Origin of the sequence: Streptomyces sp. NPDC050704 (genome assembly GCF_040654355.1) — a bacterium.
Classification (GTDB): domain Bacteria; phylum Actinomycetota; class Actinomycetes; order Streptomycetales; family Streptomycetaceae; genus Streptomyces.
Genome location: NZ_JBFAHW010000128.1, coordinates 1 through 15909, shown reverse-complemented (window position 1 = coordinate 15909; position 15909 = coordinate 1). Strand labels below are relative to the sequence as shown.

General features: G+C 69.0%; 14 protein-coding genes and 4 pseudogenes. 7 read left to right on the top strand and 11 right to left on the bottom strand.

The window, feature by feature from the left end; translation table 11 throughout:
* Positions 1-300: 300 nt before the first annotated feature.
* The 3 genes from AB0I18_RS43695 to AB0I18_RS43685 all read right to left on the bottom strand — a co-directional run bounded on the left by AB0I18_RS43695 (position 301) and on the right by AB0I18_RS43685 (position 2818).
* Complete coding sequence (locus AB0I18_RS43695; protein ID WP_363111350.1) at positions 301-855, bottom strand: phage tail protein; 555 nt, start codon at positions 853-855, stop codon at positions 301-303.
* 211 nt (positions 856-1066) lie between these two features.
* On the bottom strand, positions 1067-1798 hold the full coding sequence (locus tag AB0I18_RS43690; protein WP_363111349.1) for a flavodoxin family protein: 732 nt from the start codon (positions 1796-1798) through the stop codon (positions 1067-1069).
* Positions 1799-1978: 180 nt separating this feature from the next.
* Positions 1979-2818 (bottom strand): SDR family NAD(P)-dependent oxidoreductase, encoded by an 840-nt coding sequence (locus tag AB0I18_RS43685; protein ID WP_363111348.1) that lies wholly within the window; start codon positions 2816-2818, stop codon positions 1979-1981.
* A gap of 137 nt (positions 2819-2955) precedes the next feature.
* Between AB0I18_RS43685 and AB0I18_RS43680 the strand changes: the two are divergent.
* Positions 2956-3390, top strand: a pseudogene (locus AB0I18_RS43680) (SDR family oxidoreductase); the annotation flags it as partial.
* On the top strand, positions 3387-3710 hold the full coding sequence (locus tag AB0I18_RS43675; RefSeq protein WP_363111347.1) for a hypothetical protein: 324 nt from the start codon (positions 3387-3389) through the stop codon (positions 3708-3710). The pseudogene AB0I18_RS43680 and the gene AB0I18_RS43675, both read left to right, overlap by 4 nt.
* 308 nt (positions 3711-4018) lie before the next feature.
* Here the strand turns inward: AB0I18_RS43675 and AB0I18_RS43670 are convergent, their stop codons facing one another.
* The gene (locus tag AB0I18_RS43670) at positions 4019-4705 is read right to left on the bottom strand and encodes an SDR family oxidoreductase (RefSeq protein WP_363111346.1); all 687 of its coding nucleotides are present in this window, start codon (positions 4703-4705) and stop codon (positions 4019-4021) included.
* 313 nt (positions 4706-5018) lie between these two features.
* On the opposite strand from AB0I18_RS43670, the pseudogene AB0I18_RS43665 reads away from it, so the two are divergent.
* Positions 5019-5215 (top strand): annotated as a pseudogene (locus tag AB0I18_RS43665) (IS1380 family transposase); the annotation flags it as partial.
* 39 nt (positions 5216-5254) lie between these two features.
* On the opposite strand, the gene AB0I18_RS43660 reads toward AB0I18_RS43665, so the two are convergent.
* The gene (locus tag AB0I18_RS43660; RefSeq protein WP_363111345.1) at positions 5255-5977 is read right to left on the bottom strand and encodes an SDR family oxidoreductase; all 723 of its coding nucleotides are present in this window, start codon (positions 5975-5977) and stop codon (positions 5255-5257) included.
* 939 nt (positions 5978-6916) lie between these two features.
* Here AB0I18_RS43660 and AB0I18_RS43655 point away from each other — a divergent pair.
* From AB0I18_RS43655 to AB0I18_RS43640, 4 genes and pseudogenes are all read left to right on the top strand, one after another.
* Positions 6917-6997: pseudogene (locus AB0I18_RS43655) on the top strand (DNA-binding response regulator); the annotation flags it as partial.
* Between the two features lie 161 nt (positions 6998-7158).
* Complete coding sequence (locus AB0I18_RS43650; protein WP_363111344.1) at positions 7159-8772, top strand: sulfatase; 1614 nt, start codon at positions 7159-7161, stop codon at positions 8770-8772.
* 7 nt (positions 8773-8779) lie between these two features.
* Positions 8780-9421, top strand: coding sequence for a hypothetical protein (locus tag AB0I18_RS43645; RefSeq protein ID WP_363111343.1), 642 nt, complete (start codon positions 8780-8782; stop codon positions 9419-9421).
* The gene (locus AB0I18_RS43640) at positions 9346-9948 is read left to right on the top strand and encodes a BBE domain-containing protein (RefSeq protein WP_363111342.1); all 603 of its coding nucleotides are present in this window, start codon (positions 9346-9348) and stop codon (positions 9946-9948) included. The genes AB0I18_RS43645 and AB0I18_RS43640 overlap by 76 nt, the downstream gene beginning before the upstream one ends.
* A gap of 257 nt (positions 9949-10205) precedes the next feature.
* Here the strand turns inward: AB0I18_RS43640 and AB0I18_RS43635 are convergent, their stop codons facing one another.
* The 6 genes and pseudogenes from AB0I18_RS43635 to AB0I18_RS43610 all read right to left on the bottom strand — a co-directional run.
* Complete coding sequence (locus AB0I18_RS43635) at positions 10206-10946, bottom strand: hypothetical protein (RefSeq protein ID WP_363111341.1); 741 nt, start codon at positions 10944-10946, stop codon at positions 10206-10208.
* A 140-nt stretch (positions 10947-11086) separates the two neighbouring features.
* A complete protein-coding gene (locus tag AB0I18_RS43630; protein WP_363111340.1) occupies positions 11087-12145 on the bottom strand; it encodes a hypothetical protein in 1059 nt (352 codons plus the stop codon).
* A gap of 404 nt (positions 12146-12549) precedes the next feature.
* Positions 12550-13158, bottom strand: coding sequence for a type I-E CRISPR-associated protein Cas6/Cse3/CasE (cas6e, locus tag AB0I18_RS43625; protein WP_363111339.1), 609 nt, complete (start codon positions 13156-13158; stop codon positions 12550-12552).
* Between the two features lie 486 nt (positions 13159-13644).
* Positions 13645-14099, bottom strand: a pseudogene (locus AB0I18_RS43620) (hypothetical protein); the annotation flags it as partial.
* 90 nt (positions 14100-14189) lie between these two features.
* Positions 14190-14939 (bottom strand): SDR family oxidoreductase, encoded by a 750-nt coding sequence (locus AB0I18_RS43615; protein WP_363111338.1) that lies wholly within the window; start codon positions 14937-14939, stop codon positions 14190-14192.
* A gap of 711 nt (positions 14940-15650) precedes the next feature.
* Positions 15651-15909: transposase (locus AB0I18_RS43610; protein WP_363111337.1), on the bottom strand; the 259-nt coding region annotated here is incomplete at its 5' end.

Here is a 15909-nt window from a genome sequence, read left to right as displayed (position 1 = left end):
TGTCGGCATCGGCGGGTGCCGGCGTCGGGCCGGTGTCGCGGGCGTCGTCCCCTGGGCCGGAGGTGGGCGTCCCGTGCGTGTCCGTGTCCCGCGGGCGGTGTGCCGGGCGGGCCAGACCGGTGCCGGACACGCCGGTGCCGCCGGGGCGGGAGAAGGCGTCCCAGCCGGAACCGGCGTCGGCGGCTGCCGGAGGGCCGGTGCGGGCACCGGCCGGGTCCCAGCGGAGGACGGCACCGCAGGAGTCGCAGAACGACTGCCCCGGTTCCGCGCGGGTGCCGCACTCGCCGCAGTTCTGCGTGGTCATCGTTCCGTGGTCCTTTCGGCGGCGGTCACAGTGACGGTGTAAGGCATGTGCGCGGGACGGGCGGCGGCCACGAGAGTGTCCAGGCGATAGGCGTCCGCCGGGGTGGGGGCGGGCAGCCGGAGGGCGACGTGGAGGCGGGGGCGGGGGCTGCCGGGGACGGGGCCCCGGGGTCGCGCGCTCCAGGCGGCGCCGCCGCTCTCCGTGATCTCCGGTTCGGCGCCGAACGCGAGCCGTACCGCTTCGGACAGGCCACGCGGTGTGCCCCGTACGCGGTGCAGCGTGGCCGCCGCCACGGCGGCACGCAGCCGTGACTCGGGTTCGGTGCCGTCGGTCTCGGCACCGACCCAGGTGCTGAGCCACTGGGCGAAGTCGACCGGGGTGAGTGCGGGGGCGAAGTAGGCGTCCAGGCAGTCGAGTACGTTCAGGATCGGCGCGAGGACGTCGTCGAGCCCCGCTACGAAGCGCTGGGCGAGATCGTCATCGGCGAAGACGGCCGGGAGCATCGTGCCGAGGGGTGCGGAGGAACCGAGGCCGTCGACGGAGCCTCTCATGGCCGGCCTCCCGAGTACGTCGTGGTCGTCACGTCCCGTCTCCGATCACCCGTACGCGGTGGTCGAAGGAGAACACCAGCGATGGCGGTTCCAGGTCGACGCGGTCGGTCGGGTCGCCGCCCCCGCACCCACCAGCCAGCCGGTGGGTGGGGACTTGGCGGGCAGCCCACCGCCGGGTCGGCGTGCGATCAAGTCGACCCGGCGAGCACATTCAGCGGTACTCGGGGTTGGGGAAGTCGAAGCGAAGTCCCGCGTCCCAGCCGGAGCGCTGGTTGCCGTACGCCGGGATGCCCCCAGCGCGCTTGAGCATCGCCGCCATGTGCATCAGGTTCCAGGTCATGAAGGCGGTGTTGCGGTTGGTGAAGTCGTTGTCCTGGGCGTGGGAGTCAGGATCCAGATACGAGGGCCCGGGGCCCGCCTCACCGATCCACCCGGCGTCGGCCTGCGGCGGGATGGTGTACCCGAGGTGCTGCAGGCTGTAGAGAATGTTCATGGCGCAGTGCTTCACACCGTCCTCGTTCCCGGTGAGAAGAGCACCCCCGACCCGACCGTAATACGCATACTGGCCCTGCTCGTTGAGGCTGCTGGAGCATGCGTAAAGACGCTCGATCACCTGCTTCATCACGGAGCTGTTGTCGCCGAGCCATATGGGTCCGCACAGCACGAGAATGTCGGCCGCCATCACCTGCTCGTACAGCGACGGCCAGGCGTCGGTCTCCCAGCCGTGTTCGGTCATGTCGGGCCAGACACCGATGGCGATGTCGTGATCGACAGCGCGGATCAGCTCGGTGGCGACGCCGTTCTTCTCCATCACGGTGCGGCTCTTGTCGATGAGCCCCTCGGTGTGACTGATCTCGGGCGAGCGCTTGAGCGTGCAGTTGACGAACAGCGCGCGCAGGTCGTCGAAGCGGGGCGGGTTCTCGTTACGGTCCATGGTGGCCATGGTGATTCCTCGGGTCGCGTGGGTGGGAAGGTCGGGATGACGGGATGTTGCTGGGGGCGCGCGGGGTGAGCCGGGCCCGTTCGGCACGTACGAAGTCGGCCCGGAGTCGGAGGAAGGCGACGGGCCTGTCACTGCTCGGGCGCCGCCAGGCCGAGCTGGAGCGGCACCGTTCCATGGACGTCAGTGTCCGCGCGGTGGGCCCTGGTAGACGCCGGCGATGCGTCGCCGGACCATGGCACTGGAGATGCCCGGAGCGAGCCGGAGGGCCGTCACGAAGAATCGGGTCCAGCGGCCGGGCACGATGTCGCCCGTGCCGGCATCGATACCGTTGACGATCTCGCGTGCGATCTGCTTCGCAGGGATCTTGGGGATGGCGTGCGTCTGCACGCGGTTCTCGGGCGTTCGGGTGGTCTCGAGCGCGGCGACCATCGGGCTGTCGAACTCGCCGGGGCAGACCAACTGCACGGTGACGCCTTGGGGTTCCAGCTCGAAGCGCAGGGAGTTGGTGAACCCCACGAGGGCGTGCTTGGAGGCGCAGTACGGAGTGAATCCGAAGACGCCGGCCAGTCCTCCGACCGAGGCGATGTTGACGACCCGGCCGCGGGACTCCTTCAGCGAGGGCAGCGCGGCACGGATCGCGTTCACGGTCCCGAAGAAGTTGGTCTCCATGGCGGCTCGGTAGTCGTCGTCTGCCAGCGTCTCGAAGTAGCCCTCGCGGACGGTCCCCACGCAGTTCACCAGGACATCGAGGCCGCCTGTCCTGGCCGCGCTCCGTGTGAACGCCTCGTTCAGCGCGACACCGTCCGCCACGTCGACTGCGACGACAGCGACGTCGGCATCCGGTCTCCGGGCGACGATCTCCTTGCGAGCAGCCTCAAGTTTGTCGAGGTCGCGCGCAAGCAGGGTCAGGATGACGCCGCGGGGCGCCAATTGGTGAGCGACCTCCAGGCCCAGGCCGGACGAGCCGCCTGTGATGACGACGTGCTGTCCCGATCGGAGTGGCAGGTGCTTTTTGGTCACGCCGCGCTCGCTCTCGTAGGTGGCTCTGCAGGCCGGTCGAATGATCAGTCCCAGGCCCCGGAGTGGGGCATCCGTCGGCACTACGAAGTCCACCCGGATCGGGTTCACCCAGCGCGCCGAGACCGGGCCGCCCAAGCGCCCCGGGCGGAGGCTGCCTGGCCGATGTGGGCCTGCTACGGGCCGAGCCGGCCGTGTTCCGGCCGGTGGCATCCGACCCGACGCCCGCGGGCGTGAAGCACGTGCGGGCGGACCTGAGCAGCGTGGCCGGCGCGCAGGCCGGGGCCGACGCCGTCCTCGGCGAACCAGGCGGACTCGACGTTCTCGTCAACAGCGTCGGCGGCGGTTCCACCACATTCGTCGAGGGCACGGCAGCCATCCCCGACGAGCACTGGCAGCGGGAATTGGACTTCAGCTACCTCAGTGCCGTACGGCTGACCAGCCGACTGACCCCGGCGCTCGCCGCCGACGGCGGCGGCTCATCGACACCGCGGACGTCAGCTGTCAGACGCCGACCCTGGTCGCGCTCGTCGCCACGATCCCGGCCGGACTGCCCAACCACAGCTGGGCGGTGACCTCCGCCGCCACCACCAACATCGGTCACCAGGGCATGCTGTCCGCGGCCCGCTACCTCGCCGCCTCCGCCGTCGACCTCATCACCCAGCCGGATCTGCTCGAGCAGATCCGGGCGGAGTTCGACGATCGCACGAAGGACCTCACCTGGGCCACGATGATCCCCGAGGGCACCCAGCAGCCGCTGGTCGAGCCTCCGGCCTCCTTCCTGCAGAAGACGGGCCAGTCGTGGCCGCCCCAGGGCATCGATTGGCCCGTCTCGCAGATCATCTCCCGGGAGCCGCTCGGCACCACCGGCCCGGGTCTGCCGCCCGTGACTTGAGCCCCCGCCCCGCCCGCGGTGTTCTGGGCGTTCGGCGGAATCTTCCGGCCGCGTACGTACGGCACCAGCGCAGCACGCGAACCGAAGCGACCCACGCGACGGCGTGCGGGCCGGGCGAGCGGCAGCCGACCGCGTCGAGCGGCTGCCGCCCGGCCTCACGGCTGTGCTTCCCCGGTGTGCCCAGGCAAATCGGCGGGGGTGCGCACGGTCATCGGGCCCGGTGCACGGCCACCATGCGGGAGCGACGCCGACATGCCGAGCGTGGGCCGCCCGCCGCGCGGGGTGTGTCTTCGAACCGGCAGGACGCGTCAGCTGACCATCAGGCCGCCGTCGAGGTAGAGGTCCACGGCGTTCACGCCCGTGTTGCGCAGCAGGAACACGGTGGCGTCGGTCACCTCGGCCATGGTGACCGGCCGTCCGATGGGGGTGCGCGTCACCTGAGGGGGCTGTGGCCTGTCCCGCCACTGCGGGCTGTCTCCCACGAGGCTGGGGTGCAGGGCGTTGACCCTGATGGGTGCCAGCTCCACGGCCAGGGTGCGTACCAGCGCCGAGACTGCGCCGTTGACGGCCGTCACGACCGTGGAGCCCGGGTAAGGGCGTTCCTTGGCGAGGCCACCGAACAAGACGATGGAAGCTCCGGGAGCGAAGCGCGGCGTGAGGGTGTGGACCGCTTCCAGGTATCCCACGACCTTGGCCGTCGTCGCCCGCAGCGCGTCCTCGACGCTGAAGGACTGCAGTGAGTTCGCCGCCTGCTCGATGGCCGTGATGACCAAGTGATCCACGGTCTTCACCGGTGCCAGTGCCTGTTCGATGCTCTCCGGGCGACTGAGGTCGACGGCGAGCCCGGTGACCGCGCCTCCGATCTCGGCGGCGACCTTTTCCGCCTTCGACGCGTCCCTGCTGGTGAGGGTGACGCGGCCGCCCTCCTTGGTGAAATGCTCAGCGATATGGCGGCCGAGGCCTTGTGAGCCGCCGATGACGAGTGTGTGGGACATCCGTTGGAACCTTCCGACTTGCTGACAGCGGAAAAACAGAACGGTGGAGAGATGGAACGGTGGAGAGACAGAACGGAGGGCGAGACGGGGCAAGGACGCGGGCGTGATTCTCAGCCGATGCTCTTCGCGGACGGATCCGGGTGCCTGGGCCCCAGCGCGCTCTCGACAGCCGCTTGCGACCGAAACGTGCCTCCTCGTCGTTGCCGAGGACACCGAAGTACTCGGTGCCGGTGGCGGCGGGGCAGCAGGCCGTGACGCGTACTCCAGTGGTGCGGTCCGGTCTCCCGGCTGATCAGCGAACCGGCGCCGGCGCGGGCAGCGGGTACTGGCAGCGCTGCGCACCGCCCGCGCCGAAGTACGCGACCATGCCTGGAGTTGGCCGGTGAAGCGGCACCGGACGCGGGCGGGCAGGTGATCGCCGACCTGGACGGTGTCCTCGTCCTGGCGCACTCCGAGAAGCAGGACGCCGCCGCGACCTGGAAGAAGACCTTCGGGCACCACCCGCTGACGCGGCCTGCCTGTCACGCATCGCGAGCAGGGTCTTGCGGGTCAGCGGCCCGCGCTCATGCCGCCGTCGACGTGGAGGATCTCGCCGGTGACGAACGGCGCGTTCTCCAGGTAGATCACCGCGTCGACGATGTCGCTCTGTTCGCCCATCCGGCCGACCGGATGCAGGACGGCGAGGGCCTCATGGGTCTCCGGGGGGTGCATGGGGGTCTTTATGACGCCCGGGGAGACGGCGTTGGTACGGATGCCGCGCGTGGCGTACTCGATGGCGAGGGACTTGGTGGCGGACTGCAGGCCGCCCTTGGTCAACGATGCAAGCACGGAGGGGACGTTGGAGTCGGCGTTGTCGACCAGGCTGGTGGTGACGTTGACGATATGGCCGCCGCCCTGGGCGAGCATCTGCTCGATGGCCAGCTGGGTGGTGCGGAAGAAGCCGGCCAGATTCACACCGGTCACGGCGGCGTAGTCGTCCCGGGTGTAGTCGGTGAAGGGCTTGGCGAGGAAGATGCCCGCGTTGTTGATCAGGGTGTCGATACGTCCGAACCGTTCGACGCCGGCGGCGATGACGCGTTCGGCCGTGCCGGGATCGGCGATGTCACCCTGGACGGTCAGGACCCCCGCGTCGTTGGAGGGGGCGATCGTGCGCGAGGTGGCGACGACGGCGTAGCCGAGCTTGCGATAGGCATCGACGAGGCCGGCGCCGATGCCCTGCGAAGCGCCGGTGATGACGGCGACCTTCTGATCCTGATGATCCTGGGAGCTCATGATGACCTTCTTCGGGTGAGGGTGAGGGTGGGGACTTGACGAGTTGGGGACTCGGTGAAGTGGGGACTTCTCGACCGACCGGTCAGAAGCTGGTCAGAGCGCGCAGTCGGTCGGCCCTGGCGCGGTGAGCGACGTCGGGCTCCGGGGCCAGGTGGTCGAATGCGTGCGGGCAGCCCGGGTTGGACGTGCCGTTCGACCGAGGTGCCGGTGGCGGCCGGGCGGCGGCGTAGGCGACGTCCTCGTCGAGGGGCGGTGAGGTGATGGGCCGCTGAGGTGTTGATCAATCGGCTGATCTGACCTCGGGGGAGGGTGCCTCTGTCGGTCGAGGTGCTGACACGAGGGACAACGAGCCGTCGGGACGAACGGTTCAACTCCCGGGCCGCGTCGAACGCCGGGGTCGCGGGCCGGCGGCCGGTGAATCGTGCGCGGCGCGAGCACGTGGTGGCCATGCACCGACCAAGCCCGAACCGCCGAGAGAAAGCACGACGGTCATGTCCACTGGGGCCTCCGAGGTATCCGGAGCCGAGGGGGTGGCGCCGACAGCGTCTGTAGGGTCTCGAACTCGCGGTGAGCTGGTGCTTTCCGCGACGGTGACGGTGCGTCTCAGCGATGATGATCTGAGCCGCCGCGGGGCCGATGCCGGGGATGGTCACTTGGACCGGTGCCGGGTGCACGGCGGCAGAAATGAACCACTTGGACGCCGGACACGTAGGTGCTTCTCGACCATGAGCCCGAACCAACGTCGAGCAGTGCCGTCGAGTCACCGTCACCGTCCGGTGGCAGGCAGTCGGACCTTCGGCACATGCTGACACCGGAGGCCGCACGAACCATGTCCGGGCGTCCACGGAGCACCAGCTGGGGCAACAGCGGCCCCAGGCAGGAGCACCTAAGGCTGATTCCGGCGTTCGCTCGTCCGGGCACCCGAGGCAGCACGGGGAGATCCCCGTGGCAGTCAATGCCTCGGATCCGATCTCCCGAGAAGGCGTGCTCAGCCAGCTGCGCCGCCATCCGGAGATCGAATGCGGCGTCACCAACGTCATGGCCTCCATGGCCTCCTACGCCGAGGGCATGCCCTGGAGGCGGAGAGGCAGAGCCACTTGACATTGCCTTCCCCGCTTGCGCCGTTGCTTTGATCGAGGTACCGGGCCGAGCGGCGGACGGACCGATGCGACCACCGAGGGATGCGAGGTGCACTCATCCGTAAGCGACTGAGAAACGCGGCTGTCGTGGGGCTCGCCCTGGTGCTGACGGCGGCCGGCGTGACGGCAGCCGCCGTCATCGCCGACGAAGGTTCCCCGGACGCGGAACGACCCGCCGCGGAACGGCCGAACATCGTCTACATCCAGGTCGACGACATGTCAGCCGACCTGCTCAGCTACATGACCGAGGCGGCGCAGCTGCGGCAGCAGGGCACCACGATGGCCAACTACGTCTTCGCCGACTCCCTGTGCTGCTCGTCCCGGGCCTCCGGCCTGACCGGCAGGATGCCGCACAACACCGGAGTGCTGACGAACACTTCGCAGTTCGGGGACGGCGGCCTTGGCGCCTTCCTCGACGACGAGGACCGCACGTACGCCACCGCACTGCGCAAGTCCGGCTACCGCACCGGCAAGATGGGCAAGTACCTCAACGAATACCGGCCCGAGGGCGCCGACCCCGCCTGGGACTACGACTACCCGGCCGACTACGTGCCGCCGGGCTGGAACGAATGGCACGTTGCCGGCAAAGGCGGCTACGGCCAGATGAACTACCCCATGACGGAGGCCGTCGACGGCAACAAGAAGCGGCGGCACTACCAGGACACGTACCTCACCGATCTGCTGTCCGGCAAGGCCGTGGCCTTCCTGAACCGGTCGGTGAACGACCACGCGGACCAGCCGTTCTTCCTGGAGGTCTCCCCCTTCGCTCCGCACTCGGCGGTGGCGCGGAACGCGAAGCTGCCGTTCGTACCCGCGCCTCGCGACCGGGCGAATCCGGACGCCGGCTTCGCCGGCGACTGCGGCCCCGTGGACTGCAACGACGTCAAGGCGCCGCGCGACGGCTCCTTCGACCGCACCGTCGCCGACGGGCCGCAGTGGCTGCGCGAGAGCGCGCTGACCGCGGACGAGAAGACCGCGATCGACCGTAACCACCGGCTGCGGGTGCAGATGATGCAGTCGCTCAACGACATGATCAAGCGGCTCAGGGCGCACCTGACCAAGCTGGGCGTGGCGGACAACACCTACGTCGTCTTCGGCTCCGACAACGGCTTTCACCTCGGTGAGCACCGGCTGTTGCAAGGCAAGGGCACTCCGTACGACCACGACGCCAGGGTGCCGATCCTGGTGGCCGGGCCGGAGGTGAAGGCAGGGGCGACCCGCAGGGAACTGGTGCAGAACACCGACATGTACGCCACCTTCCTTTCGCTGGCCGGGTTGACGCCGGGTGCGAGCGACGGCCGGTCGATGGCCCAGCTGTGGCGCGGCGAAACGGACGGCTGGGCCCGCGACGCGGCATTCCTGGAGCACACCTCGCACGCTGCCACTACGTCCCGGGATCCGGATGCCGTGGCCGGGCCGGGGAACGCGCAGCCGGGCTCCTACAAGGCGATCCGCACGGCCGACGAGCTGTACGTGGAGTACGCGACGGGCGAGGTGGAGTACCACGACCTGGCCGCCGATCCTCACCAGTTGACCAACACGGCGGCCGAGTTGCCCGAGGACCGGCGGGCCGTGCTGCACCGCACGCTGACCGCCCTGTCCACATGCGGTCGGCCGGACAAGCCGGACTGCTGGACCGCGGGCCAGATCGGGTGACCGGGAGATGAGGAGACGAAGACCGCCCCGTTACTCGTCCGCGGGCGGCGTCGCGTCGCCCGCGTCCTGCGCCGTGCTCGGCGTGGCGGGCCTTGGCGCCCAAGCGGCTGTCCGCGCGCCGGCAGCCGACGTGCCCGTCGCCGACGTACACACCGGCAAGCGGATCGGGCCGCAGTCCGCCCCGACTCAATACGATCGGCCAGTATGTCGGCGGCATGGCCGGCTCTCCCTCGGCGGGGGCTACGGCCCGCTGCTGGGCACGGCCGGCCTGGCCGCCGACAACCTGCTGAGCGCACAGGTCGTGCTCGCCGACGGCCGGCTCGTCTCGACCGACGACGACCCGGAACTGCTGTGGGCGCTGCGCGGCGGCGGCGGGAACTTCGGCGTGGTGACGCAGATGCGCGTCCGCCTGCACCCTGATCGCGGTCTGGTCGGCGGCATGGTCCTGTTCCCCTGGCAGGAAGCGGCGACAGTGCTGGCCCGTTACGCGGAGCTGGTCGCCGACGCACCCGACGGGCTGACCCTCTTGCTGGAGATGTCCTTCGTCCCCGACGTCGGCCGTGCCTGCTGGTCGTGCTGGTCTGGTCCGGTGAGCCCCAGTATGCCGACGCCGCCCTCGCTGATGTCCTGGGGCTCGGCACCCCGCTGACGAGCACCGTCGGTCCGACCACCCAGAAGGACCTGCTGGAGCAGTTCGACCAGCACGTACCTGACGGGATGCACTGGGACATACGCACCCGCAGCGTCGCCGCCCTGACGCCCGACCTCATCGACCTGCTGATCGGCTCGGCGGAGAAACGTCCCGGGCCGGGGGCGGGGATCGGCCTGCGCCAGTTCCACGGCGCCGCCACCCGTGTCGGCGTCGACGACACCGCCTTCGGGCTGCGCACCGGCCACCTCGCGGTGGAGATCGCGGCCGGTCGTGGGCCGGACGAGGACCACGGAGCGTACAGGGACTGGGCCGACGACGTCAGCACCGCCCTGGCACCGCACGCGCTGCCCGGCGGCTACCCCAACTTCCTCGGACCCGACCAGCACGAACAGATCGCGCACGCCTACGGCACCCATGCCGCCCGCTTGATGGCGGCCAAGGACTCCTACGACCCCGACCACATCTTCACCGCCACCCCACTCCCCGACCGCGGGATGTTGGAAGCGCTCGCGGAGCCGGAGTAAGAAGTCTCGATCTGACGGTGGGTTCAGTCTCTGTCGGACGCATTGTCCCAGCGCAGGATCAGCGTGGCGAGATCGAGGAGGATGCGGGACGTCTCCACCTGTTCCGCCAGTACACGGGGTCCGGTTCGTCCGGGCACGCCCCGGCCGTGAGCGGGAGCGGACGGAAGGCAGGGAAGAGCGCCTGCGGCACCTTCCGCAGGCAGCGCTCCAGGTGGGAGGCGGCGCTCGCGCGGTAGGTCAGGCGCAGCCAAACGCCATCAGCGCGACTCGCCCACTTCAGCAGCCATGACGTACTCGGGGCTGCGGCTCCTTCGGTAGCGAGCCGCGTGCTGGAGGAGGACGGTGGATGAAGGGGCAACGTGATGGAGAGACATCTCATGCAGACCTACCCCCTGGATGAGCCTTGTGGGCTGGCGCTGACTGCTCAGCGCTGGGCGTCTGCCACGAGGGTGTTGGTGCGGTTCTGGTACTCCCGCGGGCTTGCGCTGCGCGGGGACCGCCGGGGTGCACTGGGCCCCGTCAAGGGGCTGGCGGCGGGCGAGGCGTTGGCGGTGGACCGCGGGCGAGGTGGTGACGCGCAGCGTGTAGCCCTGGCCGCGCCGTACCGTCACGCCGTGGTTGAGCGCGGCCCGCTCGGCGTCGTCCAGCTCGGTGGCGCGGAGGAAGCCGGCGAGCTTGCCGGGCATGTCGAGGGAGACGGGCAGTTCCGGGGCCGTGGTGCCTTCGTCGGCTGCGGCGTGCTCGGGCATGAGGTCGGTGACGGCCGTGCGAACGGCGCCGCGGCTGACGCCGTGCTCGCGGGCCAGGGCGGCGATGGTCTGGCCGACGAGGTATGCGGCGCGCACGTCGGCGATCGTCTTGCTCGTGACAGCCGGCCGTCGACCATCCTTGTTGCCCTTGGCCTCGGCGGCCCGCAGCCCGTCGTAGGTCAGTTCCCGCTGGAGATCGCCGTCGTGGATGCACAGGGCGAGGCGGTCGGCGTGCAGGACGTCGAGCACATTGAGGATGGGCCCGGTGCCGCGTACGGGACGCCATCCGTCGGGATCGGATGTTCCGCAGCCACTTCAAGAGAGAAGAGAACGGCGCTTCTGCGGGATCCTGTTCCGGTCCCGGACGGCAAGTCGCTCGGCAGTGTGTCTCATGTGGCGACTCTTGGCGTTCGCACCGGCCGGCGGTCCTGTGTCCGCTGGAGGGCACGGAAGTCGTCGAAGAACCCGTAGCTGCGGGCCGGCAGGTCGCCGTGAGGTGGCTTGGCGGTCTGGTTGGCGTAGAGGCTGTTCAGTAGCCAGGGTTGCTTGTCCGGACCGAAGTTCCGTGCCATGGCCTCGGACTGGGTGACGCCGTATGTCGCCACAGCGAGGCGTCCGGTGTCTCGGAATCGGCGCATCTGGTCCCGCAGGAAGTGCTTGTTGTTCTCGAACCAGGGGCTCATTGCGAGGAAGTCGTGCCATTGCTCCTCCGGCACCGGGCGGTCGATTGCTTCGCTGATCATCTTCCAGACCGGAGTGTCCGGCGGGAAGTCGTAACGGCGTGCGAACTCGGCGGGGATGGTGTCTTTGAGGTGCTTCTTCCAGAGGTGGATCAGGGAAAACTCGGTGACCAGGAACTTCTGGTCCTTACGGAGCCGGGGCAGTATGTAGTCGAGGAACGGCTGAACCTTTTCCGGAGCGGCTACATGGGGGTGGATGTCCACACCTTCGATCTCCGGGGTCCCCTGTGTGAAGGACAGCCAGCGGGCGGTGGCCCTCGTCCGTTCGTCCGGCTGACCGAGGCGGTTCAGCGCTCCCATGTAGAGGCGGGTCCGGCAGCCCGAGCGGAAGTGCTTCTTCCGGTAGGCGATGACGTGCGCCGCGACGGTCTCGTAGTACGTGTTCATGGTGTCCGAGGCGATGTCCTGGGGACGGCTCTCGATGAACGGTTCGTTGCCGATGGTCAGCACGTCGACGGTGTCGAGAACGGCTTGCAGGACCTTGTCGACCCGGGTGAGTTCCGCGGTCATGGCCTGAGTGTCCGGGCGGGGGATCGGCTGGTGGTGGAACGGGAACTTCAGCGAGAGCACCGTGCCGAAGCCTTGGTCATGTGCGTCGATGAGCAACTTGACGGCACGCTGTTGCGAGGCGTCGGCCTTGACCTCGGGCATCGGGACGAATCCCCGAAGCCAGCTCGCGGAGAGACCACGCAGTTCGTCGAATGTCACGCTGTCGGCGTGCTCGTTGAAGTTGGCTCCCAGCTGGCCGGACAGTTCGTCGGCGGGATTTCCTTCGCTGGGGCCGGCACCGGCGTTTTGTTGTTCACCGTTGGTGCATCCTGCGGCGAGCAGAGCCCCGACGGACGCGGCCAGAACACCTCTCCGTGAAAGCGATGACGTGCTCGTCTCCTCGGGCGCCCCCTCCGGGGAGGAGCGGCTCTCCCTCTCATTCCGATGGATCGGGACAAGTGAACGCAAATTCAACTGAGTTCCTTTGTTCGCGCTGATGCTTCGGCCTCTTGGGCTCGGGACTTCTCCATGCGTATTGCCGGGGGGTCGCTTATCCGAACGCGAGTGCTCCCCGGACGGTTCACTGCACGTGGCGGTGAACCGAAGGTCGATGTGCCCACCGTTCAAGGGTGTGTGGTCTCCGTCGGGAGCGGGGCGAGGGTGAGCAGGCCTTGGCTGTAGCCCTTGGCGGGGCCGATGCCGGTCAGCAGGGCAGTGCGCAGGGCGTCGGGGTCGGTGACGCGGAGCCGCCCCTGGAAGGTGGCGGTGGAGATGGTGACGCGAGGGCCGTTGGTGTGCTTACGGAAGCGCAGGATGTCGCGGGCGACCAGGGTGACGGCGGGCGGCGGGGGTGGGGAGGTGTTGTCGGTGTTCAGGGCGGGGGCGGGCGGGGTGGTTGGTGTGGTGGGGATGGTGAAACCGTGGCGTTCGGCTCTGGTGAGCAGCCAGCCGAGTTGGTGGTCGGCGGTGCGGTGGGCGACGCGGAAACCGCGGGGCCTGCGGGTTACGTCGGAGGGTTCGGTGCCGGGCGTGAGGCGGGCCGCCTGTTCGGCACTGGGTTTGGTGGGCCGGTGCACGGACTGGACAGGGTTGGCGGTCAGCCGGAAGGCGAATTCCCTGCCCAGGGTGAGGCGTTCGATGAGGGGCGTGTAGTCGGCGATGAGGGGCTCGCTTCGGCAGAACCTCCCCGCCGGCAGCGCGCCGCAGATCGGCGTGGAGGTCGTCGAGAGCACGGCCGACACGGTCGGCCTGGTTCACGCATTCCAGCAGGGTCGCCCGTAGCGCTGCAATCCGTGCCACTCGCGGTCGAAGTCGGGCAGGAGCTCATGCGTGTACTGGGCGATGGCCGCGGTCACCCCACGTGGTCGCGCTTACCGCAGCGACACTGCTCGAACCCCGCAGACACAACGGGTCACCGGGGCGAACAGTTCAACATCGCCCGGCTTCCGATCAGCCCTCGTCAAGAACTGCGCGCCTCGTGAACCGTTCGCTACACACATACATAGTGCGTGCGCAGATGATCCCCGACTTGAGAGGCGTGTTCCGTGCACGTGAAATCACCTCGACCACTTCGACCACTTCGATCGCTTCTGCTCGCTCTCCTGCTGGTCGTCGGCGGTGTGTCAGCCGTGTCCACGACGGCGTTCCAGGACTCCTCCGGCAGAAGTCAGGACCGCATCACCGGGGCGGCGGCCGCCCGAGAGCTACCTCTGCACTGGTCACATCGGCGGCGTCGCCATCAATACCGCGCCCGTCTCAGCCACTGCCGTCGTCGAGGCCACCGGCCCACGTAACTGCGGCTGCGGGACGAGAACGGCCTGCACGATCGCCGTGGCGCGGCGTGGGCAGTAGCGCGGCTTGGTCAGGATCGTTCAGCCTTTGAGGGTCGCGTTGGCGGGTTCGCCCCGGGCGCGGATCCGGGCGTGTGTTCTGTTGACGCTCTTCTGTCGGCGGGACAGTTTCGGCCGGTAGCGGAGCCGTTTGAACGGTGTGCGGATGCTGCCGTCGGCGCCCTGGCAGGCCTTGTCCGCGAACGTACTCACGTTTACGACATATCGGTGTTTGCCGGAGTAGTAGGGCTTTGATCCGCGACCCGGTCACACAGGATCAGCATGCCGTCCAGGATCGCGTAGGCCAGCTTGCGGATCCGGGTCATGACGGTAACCAGGTCGTCGTGCGTCGCCTCGCACGGCTTCTGGCCGCGGAACGACCGGGATCAATGCGGTGGTCCCGGTCGTTCGCCGTTTCCAGGCCGTTTCCCAGTTCAGACCTGGTTGAGGCCGCCGTCGATGGCGAGCTCGACGCCGGTGACGAAGCTGCTCTGCGCTGAAGCGAGGAAGAGCACCGCGTCGGCGACCTCCTCCGGGCGGCCCAACCGGCCCAGCGGGACCGTGCCGGCGAGGTGAGCCGTGAAGTCGGCGGCTCCGATCTCCTCGGGGGCGAGGCCGGCGAGCCCGGGGGTGTCGATGGGGCTTGGGGCGACGGTGTTGACCCGGATGCCCCGGCCCTTGAGCTCGTTGGCCCAGGTCCGGGCGAAGGAGCGGATGGCCGCCTTGGACGCCGCGTAGACGCCGAACGCCTCCCCGCCACGGACGCCGTTGCTCGAGCCGGTCAGGACCACCGTGGCGCCGTCGTTGAGCAACGGCAGCGCCTTCTGGACGGTGAAGACCGTTCCCCGGACGTTGACGCCGAAGATCTGGTCGAAGTGCTCCTCAGTGACCTGCTCCAGCGTCGCGAACGAGGCGATCGCGGCGTTCGCGAACAGCACGTCGAGCCCCTGCCCGCGGTCGCGGACCGCGGCGAACAGCCGGTCCAGGTCGGCGGGGTCGGAGATGTCGCCCTGAACGCCGGTTGCCGCCGAGCCGATGGTCTCGACGGCCGCGTCCAGTTCGGCCTTGCGCCGGCCGGTCACGAACACGTGCGCACCCTCACCCGCCAGCCGTATGGCCGTCGCCAGACCGATGCCGGTGCTTCCGCCGGTGACAACGGCGGTCTTTCCTTCGAACTGTCCCATGACAGCACCTCTCTGCTCATCCTCATCCATGCTGACTCCGCTTTCCGACCGTTGATGAAGAGACGGGTGGCGTCGGATGCGGCTCCGTCTGCCCATCGGGCGGCCTCAATCCGTCACGGTGTGCGGGACGGTCCTGCCCGAGTCGCCTTGTGACCTTCCTGGCGAGCGACGACGGTCCTACGGCACCAACGGTTCAATCGAAGGCCCGGTTCTTGCGGTCGGCCGCGGCGTGCGCCAGGGACCGGACTTCGCCCCGACCGGCCTCATGGATGGCCCGGCATTCGAAATCCGCCCCCTTTCAAGTCAGGCATCGCCGCAGCACCCTCAGGCGTGGATCGACCGGAACATCGCCGCCGCACTCCGCGCCAACTCCCGTGGCCCACCACGCCCACTCGCCCTGCTCGGCCTCACACTCTCGCCGGACCAGTACACGCGCGGCGCGGACGCCGTGGCTGCCGACTTCGCTGGACTCAAGCGGTTGCTCGAGTGGCGTGAGGATTGCGCGAAGCCGTCCCGGGCGGGCGCGGTCGAGGCCATGATGGGCGGCGGCATGTACCGCGAGCTGCTGGTCGACGGCTCATGCAGCCTGAAGGAAGTCGTCGCGAAGGTGGAGTACTCCTTCGCCGACATGCTCGCAGACGGCCCTTTGTCGACGACCCTGCGGGAACGCCGCCGACTACCTCCCGAACGACGGGGGTGCCTCTGTGTCTGTCAAGGCGTGACGGCAAGAGGTTGGGCTCGTCGTTCGTCGGCGAGCATGACTTTCCAGACATGATCGGCCAGGCGACGTTTCAGGCAGCGTTTGGCTTCCCTGGGAGTCTTTCCTTCGGAGAGTTTCCGCTGGTAGTAGGTGTGCCCGGGCGAGTTGGGCATGCGAATCTGGACAACGGCGATGGTGTGGAGAACGGAGTTGAGCTGCCGGTCTCCGGATCGGGAGAGCCGGTGGCGGGCCCTGTCGCCGCTGGCCATC

Bases quoted from the DNA above. Each gene is read 5' to 3' on its own strand.
- AB0I18_RS43615 (WP_363111338.1), bottom strand. From the start codon at position 14,939: ATGGGACAGTTCGAAGGAAAGACCGCCGTTGTCACCGGCGGAAGCACC.
- AB0I18_RS43660 (WP_363111345.1), bottom strand. From the start codon at position 5,977: ATGAGCTCCCAGGATCATCAGGATCAGAAGGTCGCCGTCATCACCGGC.
- AB0I18_RS43690 (WP_363111349.1), bottom strand. From the start codon at position 1,798: ATGGCCACCATGGACCGTAACGAGAACCCGCCCCGCTTCGACGACCTG.
- AB0I18_RS43670 (WP_363111346.1), bottom strand. From the start codon at position 4,705: ATGTCCCACACACTCGTCATCGGCGGCTCACAAGGCCTCGGCCGCCAT.
- AB0I18_RS43695 (WP_363111350.1), bottom strand. From the start codon at position 855: ATGAGAGGCTCCGTCGACGGCCTCGGTTCCTCCGCACCCCTCGGCACG.
- AB0I18_RS43645 (WP_363111343.1), top strand. From the start codon at position 8,780: ATGAGGAGACGAAGACCGCCCCGTTACTCGTCCGCGGGCGGCGTCGCG.
- AB0I18_RS43650 (WP_363111344.1), top strand. From the start codon at position 7,159: ATGCGAGGTGCACTCATCCGTAAGCGACTGAGAAACGCGGCTGTCGTG.